10 protein-coding genes are annotated in these 12,695 nt (G+C 65.5%); 7 read left to right on the top strand and 3 right to left on the bottom strand.

Features of this window, described 5'->3' with window-relative positions:
* Window positions 1-181 precede the first annotated feature (181 nt).
* Together ABEH27_RS21115 and gshB are read right to left on the bottom strand one after the other, a co-directional pair.
* Entirely contained in the window at window positions 182-1,087 is a 906-nt protein-coding gene (locus tag ABEH27_RS21115) for an energy transducer TonB (RefSeq protein ID WP_346615419.1), read from the bottom strand.
* A 91-nt stretch (window positions 1,088-1,178) separates the two neighbouring features.
* The gene (gene gshB / locus ABEH27_RS21110) at window positions 1,179-2,132 is read right to left on the bottom strand and encodes a glutathione synthase (RefSeq protein ID WP_346615418.1); all 954 of its coding nucleotides are present in this window, start codon (window positions 2,130-2,132) and stop codon (window positions 1,179-1,181) included.
* 196 nt (window positions 2,133-2,328) lie between these two features.
* Between gshB and ABEH27_RS21105 the strand changes: the two genes are divergently transcribed.
* The 7 genes from ABEH27_RS21105 (at window position 2,329) to ABEH27_RS21075 (ending at window position 11,849) form a co-directional block, all read left to right on the top strand.
* The gene (locus ABEH27_RS21105) at window positions 2,329-2,730 is read left to right on the top strand and encodes a response regulator (RefSeq protein ID WP_346615417.1); all 402 of its coding nucleotides are present in this window, start codon (window positions 2,329-2,331) and stop codon (window positions 2,728-2,730) included.
* Between the two features lie 46 nt (window positions 2,731-2,776).
* Window positions 2,777-3,142 (top strand): twitching motility response regulator PilH, encoded by a 366-nt coding sequence (gene pilH / locus ABEH27_RS21100; RefSeq protein WP_060509717.1) that lies wholly within the window; start codon window positions 2,777-2,779, stop codon window positions 3,140-3,142.
* Window positions 3,139-3,693, top strand: a complete 555-nt coding sequence (locus tag ABEH27_RS21095; protein ID WP_346615416.1) for a chemotaxis protein CheW — start codon at window positions 3,139-3,141, stop codon at window positions 3,691-3,693. Before pilH ends, ABEH27_RS21095 begins: the two co-directional genes overlap by 4 nt.
* Window positions 3,694-3,740: 47 nt before the next feature.
* Window positions 3,741-5,765, top strand: a complete 2,025-nt coding sequence (locus tag ABEH27_RS21090; RefSeq protein ID WP_346615424.1) for a methyl-accepting chemotaxis protein — start codon at window positions 3,741-3,743, stop codon at window positions 5,763-5,765.
* Window positions 5,766-5,774: 9 nt separating this feature from the next.
* Window positions 5,775-10,664, top strand: a complete 4,890-nt coding sequence (locus ABEH27_RS21085; RefSeq protein WP_346615415.1) for an Hpt domain-containing protein — start codon at window positions 5,775-5,777, stop codon at window positions 10,662-10,664.
* Window positions 10,657-11,130, top strand: coding sequence for a chemotaxis protein CheW (locus tag ABEH27_RS21080; RefSeq protein ID WP_346615414.1), 474 nt, complete (start codon window positions 10,657-10,659; stop codon window positions 11,128-11,130). Before ABEH27_RS21085 ends, ABEH27_RS21080 begins: the two co-directional genes overlap by 8 nt.
* Before the next feature lie 101 nt (window positions 11,131-11,231).
* Window positions 11,232-11,849, top strand: coding sequence for a hemolysin III family protein (locus tag ABEH27_RS21075; protein ID WP_346615413.1), 618 nt, complete (start codon window positions 11,232-11,234; stop codon window positions 11,847-11,849).
* A gap of 62 nt (window positions 11,850-11,911) precedes the next feature.
* Here the strand turns inward: ABEH27_RS21075 and ABEH27_RS21070 are convergent, their stop codons facing one another.
* Window positions 11,912-12,634, bottom strand: a complete 723-nt coding sequence (locus tag ABEH27_RS21070) for a 16S rRNA (uracil(1498)-N(3))-methyltransferase (protein WP_346615412.1) — start codon at window positions 12,632-12,634, stop codon at window positions 11,912-11,914.
* Window positions 12,635-12,695 lie beyond the last annotated feature (61 nt).

Raw genomic sequence — 12,695 nt, 5'->3', positions numbered from 1 at the left:
GTACGGGCTCGATGCCCTAGGAGCGGCTCCGCTTCAAGACCTTCCCTCGATGATCAGTCGAGAACTTTCGCCTCTTGGGAGGCGAAAGTCGAGATACAAGGAGCGGCTTTAGCCGCGATGCGCCGCGCGGGCGGCGCTCGATCTCATGAACGATGGAGAATCAGCGGCGGGCCCCAGCCACTCAGTTACTGGAAAGCCGATCCCCGCGGGCAAACCGCCAGGTGCGGATAATCTCCAGCCGGTCGTATTCGGCAAGGTCCCCGGTAAACGGCGCAAACGGCGCGGCCAGGCGCACGATGCGCTGCGCGGCCTGGTCCAGCAGCGGCTGGCCGGACGACTCCAGCACCAGTACCTCATACAACGAGCCATCGCGGTTGATCGACACCATCATCCGCAAGTTGCCGTAAATCTGCTGCCGGCGCGCTTCATCGGGGTAGTTGAGGTTGCCCACCCGCTCGACCTTCTTGCGCCACTCTTCCTTGTACCAGGCGCCCTTGTCGCGCATGGTCGACGCCGCGTTCAGCCGGTGGATGCGCGGGCGTTTGGCGTACATCTGCTGTTCGTTGGACAGCTCGGCCTCAAGGCTCGCGATCTGGCTCGACAGCTGCGAGCTGTCGAAATCAGGCGTGGCCGCTGCCGGTTTTGGCTGCGGTTTGCTTGCCTTGGGCTTGGGCTCGACCTTCTGCGCCTTGGGCGCCTGGGTGGCCACGGCAGACTTCTGCGGCGCAGGCGGCGGCACGACTTCGGGCTTGGCCGCGGGCGGTGGTGTGACCTTGTTGATCTTGCTGTCCTGGAACGGCGCGACCTCGGTGGTGGTGGGCACCGCCTTTTTTTCCAGGGTGCCGCTGCCTTGCTGGTTGGCCTGTGCCTGGTAATCGGCCTTCTCGGGTGCCTTCTCGCTTTTGAAGGTGGCCAGCGTGATATCCATGGTCTGGCGGATTTCAGCCGGTTTGACCACGGTGAAACCGACCCCGAGGATCAGCGCCAGGTGCACCAGGGCAGCCAGGAACAGGGTAAAGCCAAGCCGGTCCACCGGGCGAACGCGGGGTGGCAGCAGGTCGGCAGGGATGTCGGCGGGCAGCGTCATCAGGTATCCAGCAACCGCAGGGCGGGGCAGCAGCTCAGTCGAAAAGGACTGGCATCATACCCCACTCCGGGCTTTTGCTTCGCGTCGGCGGTCAGCGCGCCTTCAGCTGGCGATCAATGGCATCCATCAGCTTGCCGCCGATATCGGTGTTGTAGGCGGCATCGATCTCGCGAATGCAGGTCGGGCTGGTGACGTTGATTTCGGTGAGGTAGTCGCCGATCACGTCCAGACCGACGAACAGCAGGCCCTTTTCACGCAGGGTCGGGCCGACCTGGGCGGCGATCCAGCGGTCACGCTCGCTCAGCGGGCGTGCTTCGCCACGGCCACCGGCGGCCAGGTTGCCGCGGGTCTCGCCGCTGGCCGGGATGCGCGCCAGGCAGTAGTCGACCGGCTCGCCGTCGATCATCAGGATGCGCTTGTCGCCGTCCTTGATCGCCGGCAGGTAGGCCTGGGCCATGATCTGCTGGGCGCCGAGTGCGGTGAGGGTTTCGAGGATCACCGACAGGTTGGGGTCGCCAACCCGGTGGCGGAAGATCGACGTGCCGCCCATGCCGTCCAGCGGCTTGAGGATCACGTCGCCGTGCTTGGCCGCAAATTCCCGAATGATGTCCGGGCGGCGGCTGACCAGGGTCGGCGGCGTGCACTGCGGGAACAGCGTGGCGAACAGTTTTTCGTTGCAATCGCGCAGGCTCTGCGGGCGGTTGACCACCAGCACGCCTTCGGCCTCGGCCTGTTCCAGCAGGTAAGTGCTGTAGACGAACTCCATGTCGAACGGCGGGTCCTTGCGCATCAGGATCACGTCCAACTCGGCCAGGGTGCTGTCCTGTTCGTCGCCCAGCTCGAACCAGCGCGCCGGGTCGGCGAACACTTTCAATGGGCGCATCCGCGCGCGGGCCTTGCCTTCGCCCTGGTACAGGTCGCGCTGCTCCATGTAGAACAGGCTCCAGCCGCGGGCCTGGGCGGCCAGCAGCATGGCCAGCGAGCTGTCCTTCTTGTAGGAGATGGACGCGATCGGGTCCATGACAATGCCGAGGCGAACGCTCATGGGGTGGTTCCTCTTGGCGGCCCGTGGCCGCGGTGAATCGAAAGAAAAGTGGCTCAGGGTGGCGCTGTGAGCGCCGCGGGTCAAGGGGGCGGCAGATGGAACGGGCCCCCGGAGTGTGCTAAAAATGCCCTCAGCTTCAAGCTGCAAGCCATCAGTGCCTTGCAGCCCACACTGTGCAGCGATGGTAGCGCGACTTATGGAACAGCCCCTGAAGGTGATGGTGATCGACGATTCCCGCACGATCCGCCGCACCGCGCAGATGTTGCTCGGCGAAGCGGGCTGCGAGGTGATCACCGCCAGCGACGGTTTCGATGCCCTGGCCAAGATCGTCGACCACCAGCCGCAGATCATTTTCGTCGACGTGCTGATGCCCCGCCTGGATGGCTATCAAACCTGTGCGGTGATCAAGCACAACAGTGCCTTCAAGGACATCCCGGTGATTCTCCTGTCGTCACGCGATGGCCTGTTCGACAAAGCCCGCGGGCGGGTGGTCGGCTCTGACCAGTTCCTGACCAAACCATTCAGCAAGGAAGAACTGCTCGACGCGATCAAGGCCCATGTGCCCGGTTTCGTTGCGCACGAACAACACGCACCCTGACCGCGCCCGAGGTGGCACGGCCTTTTTTTCCTGATGGGGAAACAGCATGGCCCGAGTTCTGATTGTCGACGACTCGCCGACAGAGATGTACAGATTGACCGAATGGCTCGAGAAGCATGGCCACCAAGTGCTCAAGGCCAACAACGGCGCCGACGGTGTGGCCCTGGCCCGCCAGGAAAAACCGGATGCGGTGCTGATGGACATCGTCATGCCTGGCATGAACGGCTTCCAGGCCACCCGCCAGCTGAGCAAGGACCCGGAAACCAGCGCCATCCCCGTGGTGGTGGTCACCACCAAGGACCAGGAAACCGACCGGATCTGGGCCACGCGGCAGGGCGCCCGCGACTTCTTGACCAAACCCGTGGAAGAAGACGCGTTGATCGCCAAGCTCAAAGAAGTACTGGGCGCTTGACCACCCGCCCCCAAGGCGCGTCGCTGACCGCCTTCGAGCTGTTGCTGGACATCGACCGGCGCTGCCGCCTGCTGGTGGCCGACCAGCCGCTGCAGGACACCCGCCTGCAACAATGGAGCGGTATCGGTTTTCGCATTGCCGGGCAGTGGTTCGTCGCGCCAATGGGCGAGGTGGCCGAGGTGTCGCGCGAGCCGCGCAGCAGCCGTGTGCCGGGGGTGCAACCGTGGGTCTGCGGGGTGGCCAACCTGCGCGGCCGGTTGCTGCCGGTGATGGACCTGAGCAGTTTTCTCGGCCTCGGCCCGGCGGCCCCGGGCAAGCAGCGGCGGGTGCTGGTGCTGGACCACGAGGACCTGTTCGTCGGCCTGCTGGTCGACGAGGTGCTGGGCCTGCAGCACTTTGCCCTGGATACCCTGGAGCTGGCGCCGCCACAGCCGTTGATTCGCGCCGCCGCAAGGTTCGTCCAGGGGCATTTCCCGCGTGAACGCAACTGGGCGATTTTCAGCCCCTTCGCCCTGTGCCAGGCGCCGGGCTTTCTAGACGTGGCGCTATAGGACTTTCGAACGTGAACAAGCCGGCCACCAATGTCGCCCCCTCCAGCATGACCCCGCGCACGCGCAGCATCGCGCAGATCACCGTGCTGTTCGTGGTGCTGATCCTGTCGATCATCCTGCTGTTCGCCAATTTCGCTTACCTCAATACCCAGTCCAACCACGACAAGCAGTACATCGGCCACGCCGGCGAACTGCGCGTGCTGTCCCAGCGCATTGCCAAGAACGCCACCGAGGCGGCGGCTGGCAAGGCCCTGGCCTTCAAGTTGCTGTCGGATGCACGCAACGATTTCGAGCGGCGTTGGAGCTACCTGCGCGAAGGTGACAAGTCCACCGGCCTGCCGGCGGCGCCGGCCGCCGTGAAGGATGAAATGGAGGCGGTACGCCAAGACTGGGAAAACCTGCGCAAGAACACCGATACCATTCTTGCCAGTGAACAGACTGTATTGTCGCTGCACCAGGTGGCGGCGACCCTGGCCGAAACCGTGCCGCAGCTGCAGGTGGAGTACGAGAAGGTGGTCGAGATCCTGCTGCAGAGCGGTGCTCCGGCCAGCCAGGTGGTTGTGGCACAACGGCAGTTGCTGCTTGCCGAGCGCATTCTGGGGTCGGTCAACACCGTGCTGGCCGGCGACGACACAGCAGCGCAGGCCGCCGACACCTTCGGCCGTGATGCCAGCCGGTTTGGCCAGGTGCTCGAAGGCATGCTGGCGGGCAACCCAGCCATTCAGGTCACCCGCGTCGAGGATGCCGACGCCCGTGCCCGGCTGGCCGAAATCGCCGAGCTGTTCCAGTTCGTCGCAGGCTCGGTCGATGAAATCCTCGAAACCTCGCCGGAGCTGTTCCGTGTGCGCGAAGCGGCCGGCAACATCTTCAGCCTGTCGCAAACCCTGCTCGATGAAGCCTCGCACCTGGCCAATGGCTTCGAGAACCTGGCCGCCGGACGCACGCTGGATACCGTCGGTGGTTATGTGCTGGGCCTGCTGGCGCTGGCCTCGATCATCCTGATCGGCCTGGTGATGGTGCGCGCCACCCACCGGCAGTTGCACGAAACCGCCGAGAAGAACGAGCGCAACCAGCAGGCGATCATGCGCCTGCTCGACGAAATCGAAGAGCTGGCCGACGGCGACCTGACCGTGACGGTGTCGGTGACCGAAGACTTCACCGGGGCCATTGCCGACTCGATCAACTATTCCGTGGACCAGTTGCGCGACCTGGTAGCCACCATCAACCACAGCGCCGAGCAAGTGGCTGCAGCGGTGCAGGACACGCAGAACACCGCCCGTCAGCTGGCCAAGGCCTCGGAGCACCAGGCCGATCAGATCAGCGAGGCGTCGGAGGCGGTGGGCGACATGGTCGAGTCGATCGACCGGGTTTCGGCGCATGCCTACGAGTCGGCCAAAGTGGCCGAGCGTTCGGTGGCGATTGCCAACAAGGGCAATGAGGTGGTGCACAACACCATCAACGGCATGGACAACATCCGCGAGCAGATCCAGGACACCGCCAAGCGGATCAAGCGCCTGGGTGAGTCTTCCCAAGAGATCGGCGACATCGTCAGCTTGATCGACGACATTGCCGACCAGACCAACATTCTTGCCCTCAACGCGGCTATCCAGGCCTCGTTGGCGGGGGAGGCCGGCCGCGGCTTTGCCGTGGTTGCCGATGAAGTCCAGCGCCTGGCGGAGCGCTCATCCTCGGCGACGCGGCAGATCGAAGCGCTGGTGCGGACCATTCAGGCCGACACCAACGAGGCGGTGATTTCCATGGAGCAGACCACTGCCGAAGTGGTGCGTGGCGCACGGCTGGCGCAGGACGCCGGGGTGGCGCTGGCCGAAATCGAAGGGGTTTCGCAAAACCTCGCCGAACTTATCCACAGCATCTCGGATGCCGCCCAGTTGCAGACATCCTCTGCAGGGCAGATTTCCCACACCATGGCGGTCATCCAGCAGATCACCGCGCAAACCTCCGCCGGCTCCGGGGCCACCGCCGACAGCATCCGCCACCTGGCACGGATGGCCAGCGAGATGCGCCGCTCGGTGTCCGGGTTTACTTTGCCAGCACCGGCCGAGCGGCGCTAAGGAATGGTCATGGCTGCAGCCGTAAGCCCCGAACGCCACGATACCGTGGCCCTGGCCTGGACGCGGGCGGCCATCCTCGACTGCCTGGGCCAGGCGCGCCAAGCCCTGGAGCGCTTTGCCGGGGCGACGGACGACTTGTCCTTGCTAGGGTTCGTGGTGGACAACCTGCACCAGGTGCATGGCTGCCTGCGCATGCTGGAACTGCGCGGTGCCACGCGCCTGGCCGAAGAGCTGGAGCTGTTGGCCAGGGCCATTGCCGAAGGCCAGGTCAGCCCGCGCGGTGACTGCCTGGGGCCGCTGTTCCGTGGCCTGGAGCAACTGCCGTCGTACCTGGAGCGGCTGCGCGGGGCGCGGCATGACCTGCCGCTGGTGATGCTGCCGTTGCTCAACCAGTTGCGCGCCTGCCGCGGTGTCGAGCCGTTGGCCCAGGGTAGCTTGATCAGCGGCGCAGCCCAGCGCTTTGCAGGCTCCGACGACCTGGCCAACCTCGACCTGTCGTTGAGCAACTGGCGTGATCAGATTCAGGCAGGGCCCGGGCGTGATGCGTTGCGCTCGGTGATCAGCGCCTTGTGCGATGACCTGATGCGCATCAAGGAGCGCCTGGACCAGTTCGTGCGGGGTGATCGCCAGCACAGCGAGCAGCTGGACAGCCTGCTGTCACCCTTGCGCCATGTTGCCGATACCCTCGCGGTCCTGGGTTTTCAGCAGCCACGGCGGGTGATCGTCGACCAGGTGCTGGCCCTGCAAGCCGTGGCCCAGGGCGAACGCGCGGCAAATGACGCGGTGCTCATGGATGTGGCAGGCGCCTTGCTGTACGTGGAGGCAAGCCTCAATGGCATGGTCGGCCCGCTGGAGGAAGGCGGGCAGGGCGGCCTGCCCGGTTCGGACTTGGCCGAAATTCGCCAGCTGGTGCTGAACGAATCGCTGAATGTGCTGCAGCAGGCCAAGGACCTGATCGGCGATTGCCTTGAGTCCGACTGGCCGCGCCAGCGCCTGCAGCCCTTGCCGGGCCTGCTGCAGCAGGTGCGAGGTGCGCTGGCGATGCTGATGCTGCCAGCGGCTGCCGAAGTGTTCGCCGGCTGTGCGGGCTATGTGCAGCGCTGGCTGCAGCATCTTGACGTGGAGCCGCCAGCGGACGAGCTGAACCACCTGGCTGACGCCCTCAGCGCCAGCGAGTGCTACCTGCAATGGCGGGTTGCCGACCCGCTGGCCGATGGCCAGCCCTTCCTCGACATGGCCCGCGCAAGCTTGTCGGCGCTGGGCGTGCAGTGCTCGCACGGTGATGCCGGCGTTGAGCAGGACGGCAGCACCGACGGCATCGATGATGAACTGCGCGAGGTGTTCCTCGAGGAAGCCGGCGAGTTGCTGCCAGAGATCGAGCGGCACTGGTTGCGCTGGCGTGCCGACAATACCCTGCGCGATGCCTTGCTGGAGGTACGCCGCGACCTGCATACGCTCAAAGGCAGTGGCCGCATGGTCCATGCCCAGGCGGTCGCCGAACTGGCCTGGGGCGGCGAGCATCTGCTCAACCGGGTGCTGGAGGGGCGCATGACGCTGGCCCCGGAAGGCGTGGTGGCCTTGCAGCAGGTAGTCGTGCACCTGCCCGACCTGCTGGCCGACTTTGCTGCCGGCCAGATGCCCCAGGTGACCGAGATCGAGCAATTGGCGAGCCACCTGCATGCACTGGCGGAAAACGATGCACCGGCCAGTGCCGAGATCGATGGCCTCGACCCGCTGTTGCTGGACATCTTTCGCAATGAGGCCCAGGGCCACCTGGCCAGCCTGGACGCATTCCTGCAGGCCGCCGATGGCCAGGGCACCGTTGTCAGCGATGGCCTGCAGCGCGCCCTGCACACGCTCAAAGGCAGCGCGGCGATGGCTGGCGTGTTACCGATCGCCGAGCTGGCGACTGCCTTCGACCGCCTGGTGCGCGAGTACCGGGGCCACCAGTTCCCATTGCAGGTGGCCGAAATCGAATGGCTGGAAGCGGCGCGGGCTTTGTTTGAAGCGGGGTTGGCGCAATTGAGCAGCACGCCGTTGGCCGCCATACCCGGTGCGGCCGAGCTGATCGAGCAGGTCGGCGAGGCGGTGGACGCGCGGCTTGCCAGCGTGCATGACGAGCCGCTGCAGGCGCGCCGGGGCAGGCGCGACCCGCAATTGATCGCAAACTTCCTGGCCCAAGCCATGGACATCCTGTTGGACGCCGAGTCGTTGCTGTCGCGCTGGCAGGAGCAACCCGGGCAGCGCCAGTCGCTGGACACCTTGCTCGATGAACTGACCACCCTCTGCCACGGTGCGCACCTGGCCGACCTGTGGCAAATGGACGATGTCTGCGAAGCGCTGCTGGACCTCTACGGCGCAGTGGAAGAGGGCAGCCTGGCTGCTGATGCGCGTTTCTTCGCCCAGGCCCGGCAGGCCCACGAGGTGCTGCTCGACATGCTTGACGAGGTAGCGGCTGGCCAGGAGCTGACCGCCCGGCCGGACTGCACCGATGGCCTGCGCAATTTGCTCGACGGCGCCTTGGCGCCCGATGCCACAGGCCTGGTGGCACCTGGGTCGGTGACTGTGCTCGATGCCCCCCTGGAGCCGGCCGAAGAGGCCGATAACCCGGGTGACAAGGAACTGCTGGAAGTCTTCCTCGAAGAAAGCTCGGACATCGTCGAAAGCGCCGGCGCGGCCCTGGCGCGCTGGCAGGCCGACCCGCGCAGCAGCGTTGAAGTGGACAACCTGCTGCGTGACCTGCACACGCTCAAGGGCGGCGCACGAATGGTCGAAATCGCCGCCATCGGCGACCTGGCCCACGAGCTGGAATTTCTTTACGAACTGCTGGCCGCTGGGCGTTTGCCGCCGACTGCGCCGTTGTTCGCCCTGTTGCAAAACTGCCATGACCGCCTGGCGCACATGCTCGATGCCGTGCGCCTGGGCCAGCCGCTGCATGCCGCCACCGCGCTGATCGACTACATCCGTAACTTCAGCAGCGCCGCCCTGACCGACAGTGCCGCCGGGCAGGCGCAGGCCGAGGCCGCGCCCGCCGAGGTGGCTGCTGCTGCCCCGGAGCGGGCGCCTGGCGACATGGTCAAGGTGGATGCCGAACTGCTCGACGACCTCGGCAACCTGGCTGGCGAGCACTCCGTCATCCGCGGGCGTATCGAGCAACAAGTCAACGATGCCCAGTTTGCCCTGAACGAGATGGAAACCACGCTGGAGCGCATGCGCGACCAGCTGCTGCGCCTGGACATGGAAACCCAAGGGCGGATCAGCAGCCGCCAGCCGTTCGAGGGTGACGCCTACGAAGACTTCGACCCGCTGGAAATGGACCGCCATTCGCAGCTGCAGCAGTTGTCTCGGGCGCTGTTCGAATCGGCATCCGACCTGCTCGACCTGAAAGAGACATTGGCCCAGCGTGCGCAGGAGGCCCAGAGCCTGCTGCAACAGCAGGCGAGGGTGAACAGCCAGTTGCAGGAAGGCCTGACCGCGACCTTGATGGTGCCGTTCGAGCGCCTGGTGCCGCGCTTGCAGCGGGTGGTGCGCCAGGTGGCCAGCGAGCTGGGCAAGCAGGTCGAGCTGGTGGTCGGCAATGCCGAGGGCGAGCTCGACCGCAGTGTGCTCGAGCGCATGGTGGCGCCGCTCGAGCACATGCTGCGCAATGCCGTCGACCATGGCCTGGAAACACGTGAGGCGCGCCTGGCGGCCGGCAAGCCGGAGTTGGGCACCATTCACCTGAATCTGCTGCATGAGGGCGCCGATATCGTCATCGAGATGACCGACGATGGCGCCGGCGTGCCGCTGGAGGCCGTGCGGCGCAAGGCGATCAAACGTGGCTTGCTGGACCCGCAGGCACACCTGAGCGACCACGAGATCCTGCAATTCATCTTGCGCCCGGGCTTTTCCACGGCCGAGAAGATCACTCAGATTTCCGGGCGTGGCCTTGGCATGGACGTGGTCCACGAAGAGGTCAAGCAACTAGGTGGCTCGATGAGTATCGAGTCGGCCCCAGGCAAGGGCGCACGCTTCCTGATCCGACTGCCTTTCACCGTGTCGATCAACCGCGCGGTGATGGTGCACCTGGGCGAAGAGCAGTACGCCATCCCGCTCAACACCATCGAGGGCATCGTCCGCGTGCCGCCAGCCGAGCTGGCCGCCTGCTATCAGCAAGACGTGCCCCATTACGTTTATGCCGGCCACACGTACGAATTGCGCTACCTGGGTGAGCTGCTGCAAGGCTTGCCACGCCCCAGCCTGCTGGGCCAGAGCGTGCCGTTGCCGGTGCTGCTGGTGCACTCCCAGGAGCAGTCGTTCGCCATTCAGGTCGACAGCCTGTCGCCCAGCCGCGAGATCGTGGTGAAAAGCCTTGGCCCCCAGTTCGCGGCTGTCGCGGGGCTGTCGGGCGCCACCTTGCTCGGTGATGGCCGGGTGGTGCTGATTCTTGATCTGCTCGGCCAGCTGCGCGGCCAGCAACGGCGCCTGGCACGCTTGCCGGCCGGTAGCGGGGTACAGCGCACGCTGTTCGGGCCGGCACCGCGTAGGGCGTTGCTGGTGATGGTGGTGGACGACTCGGTGACCGTGCGCAAAGTCACCAGCCGCCTGCTGGAGCGCCATGGCATGAGCGTGCTGACGGCCAAGGACGGTGTCGACGCCATGGCCTTGCTGGAAGAGCACCGCCCGGACGTGTTGCTGCTGGACATCGAAATGCCGCGTATGGACGGCTTTGAAGTGGCCGCCCGTATTCGCCGTGACCAGCGTCTTAAAGACCTCCCCATCATCATGATCACTTCGCGCACCGGGCAGAAGCACCGTGACCGGGCCATGGCCATCGGTGTCAACGACTACCTGGGCAAACCCTATCAGGAGTCGGTGCTGCTGCAGAGCATCGCCCACTGGAGCCAGACCCATGCTTGAACTGATCTCAGGCCAGCGCAGCAGCCTGACCGGTTTGCTGCTGCCGTTGGGCGACCGCACGCTGGTGCTGCCCAATGTCGCCGTGGCGGAACTGATTGGCCAGCGCAACCTGGTGTGCCAGCGCGGCGAGCCGGCTTGGCACCTGGGGTGGATCGATTGGCGCCAGCAGCACCTGCCGCTGATCGGTTTCGAGGCGGCTTGTGGCACAGAGACACCGTGCGGCGAGCGGGCGCGTATCGTCGTGTTGAACGCGCTCGGCGATACCGGGCTGCGTTACCTGGCGGTGCTGCTGCAGGACATTCCGCGCTCGTGCAAGCTCGACAGCCAGCTCAACTATGTGGATGTGGCGCTGGGTAGCCTGGAGCTGGCGGCGGTGCAGGTGGGCGAGCAGGTGGCACGGGTGCCGGACCTGATCGGGCTGGAGAGGCTGGTGCGTGACGCGCGACTGCAACCTGTGCTTGGGTAGGATGGTGCTGCGGCTGGCCTTTTCGCGGGGCAAGCCCGCTCCCACAGGTACACCACTGTCAGGATGAGGAACCCAGCCCATCCAAGGAGGTCTGTGTTTGCATGTATTACGGTGAACGTTTCAACGCTTGGACCCACCTCGTCGGTGCCATTCTGGCCGGCCTCGGTGCCATCTGGCTGATCGTCGTCGCAGGCCTGCAGGGCGACCCCTGGAAGATCGTCAGTTTCTCCATCTACGGCGGCACACTGCTGCTGCTTTACAGCATTTCGACCCTCTACCACAGCACTCGCGGCCGGGCGAAGGTGATCATGCGCAAGCTCGATCACCTGTCGATCTACCTGCTGATTGCCGGCAGCTACACGCCGTTCTGCCTGGTCAGCCTGCGCGGGCCCTGGGGCTGGAGCCTGTTCGGTGTGGTCTGGGGGCTGGCGGTGCTTGGCATGCTCCAGGAAATCAAGCCGCGCTCCGAGGCACGGGTCCTGTCGATCATCATCTACGCGGTAATGGGCTGGATTGTCCTGGTGGCGGTCAAGCCGCTGCTGCACAGCCTCGGCACCGCTGGCTTCGCCTGGCTGGCGGCCGGTGGGGTGTTCTACACGGTGGGGATCATCTTCTTCGCGTTCGACAGCCGCTTCCGCCATTGGCATGGCATCTGGCACCTGTTCGTGATTGCCGGCAGCCTGATGCACTTCGTGGCGGTGTCACTGTACGTGCGTTAGGGGGTTGAGCGCCGCGCGGGCGGCGCTCGATCTGATAGGCGAAAACAATCCCCTGGCATCCCCTACGAAAAATCACCCCACAATTGCTGCGCCACCGACAGCGCCACCACCGGCGCTGTTTCGGTCCGCAGTACGCGCGGGCCAAGGCGGGCGGCGTGGAAGCCGGCGCCCTTGGCCTGCTCGACCTCGGCATCGCTCAGGCCGCCTTCGGGGCCGATGAGGAAGGCCAGGCGTGCCGGCTTGGCATGGCTGGTCAGTGGCTCGGCAACTGGGTGCAGCACCAGCTTGAGGTCCGCGTCGCTGCTTTTGATCCAATCCGCCAGGCTTACGGGCGGGTGGATCACTGGCAAGGTCGAACGGCCGCACTGCTCACAGGCGCTGATCGCTACCTGGCGCCAGTGGGCCAGGCGTTTGTCGGCACGCTCATCCTTCAGGCGCACTTCGCAGCGCTCGCTGACGATCGGCGTGATTTCGTTGGCGCCCAATTCGGTGGCCTTCTGAATCGCCCAATCCATGCGCTCGCCACGGGACAGGCCCTGACCGAGGTGGATGTGCAGCGACGACTCGGCCTGGCCGGGGAGGGCCTGATCGAGGCTCACGCGCACGGTTTTCTTGCCCACTTCCAGCAGCTGGCCGAGGTATTCCTGGCCACTGCCATCGAACAGCTGCACGGCATCGCCGGCGGCCATGCGCAATACGCGGCCAATGTAGTGGGCCTGGGCCTCGGGCAGGTCGTGCTCGCCAAGGCTCAGGGGGGCGTCGATAAAGAAGCGGGACAGTCTCATGGTTCTGCTCGGAAAGAAGGTTGGACATCGTGCCCCTGTGGGAGCGGCCTTGTGTCGCGAA

The organism is Pseudomonas sp. P39-UII1, assembly GCF_039672635.1.
Lineage (GTDB): Bacteria > Pseudomonadota > Gammaproteobacteria > Pseudomonadales > Pseudomonadaceae > Aquipseudomonas.
This window is presented reverse-complemented; position numbering and strand designations above follow the sequence as displayed.

What these genes read in the sequence shown, in the direction of transcription:
- ABEH27_RS21115 (WP_346615419.1), bottom strand. Translation starts at nt 1,087, where the DNA reads ATGACGCTGCCCGCCGACATCCCTGCCGACCTGCTGCCACCCCGCGTT.
- gshB (WP_346615418.1), bottom strand. Translation starts at nt 2,132, where the DNA reads ATGAGCGTTCGCCTCGGCATTGTCATGGACCCGATCGCGTCCATCTCC.
- ABEH27_RS21105 (WP_346615417.1), top strand. Translation starts at nt 2,329, where the DNA reads ATGGAACAGCCCCTGAAGGTGATGGTGATCGACGATTCCCGCACGATC.
- pilH (WP_060509717.1), top strand. Translation starts at nt 2,777, where the DNA reads ATGGCCCGAGTTCTGATTGTCGACGACTCGCCGACAGAGATGTACAGA.
- ABEH27_RS21090 (WP_346615424.1), top strand. Translation starts at nt 3,741, where the DNA reads ATGACCCCGCGCACGCGCAGCATCGCGCAGATCACCGTGCTGTTCGTG.
- ABEH27_RS21085 (WP_346615415.1), top strand. Translation starts at nt 5,775, where the DNA reads ATGGCTGCAGCCGTAAGCCCCGAACGCCACGATACCGTGGCCCTGGCC.
- ABEH27_RS21080 (WP_346615414.1), top strand. Translation starts at nt 10,657, where the DNA reads ATGCTTGAACTGATCTCAGGCCAGCGCAGCAGCCTGACCGGTTTGCTG.
- ABEH27_RS21075 (WP_346615413.1), top strand. Translation starts at nt 11,232, where the DNA reads ATGTATTACGGTGAACGTTTCAACGCTTGGACCCACCTCGTCGGTGCC.
- ABEH27_RS21070 (WP_346615412.1), bottom strand. Translation starts at nt 12,634, where the DNA reads ATGAGACTGTCCCGCTTCTTTATCGACGCCCCCCTGAGCCTTGGCGAG.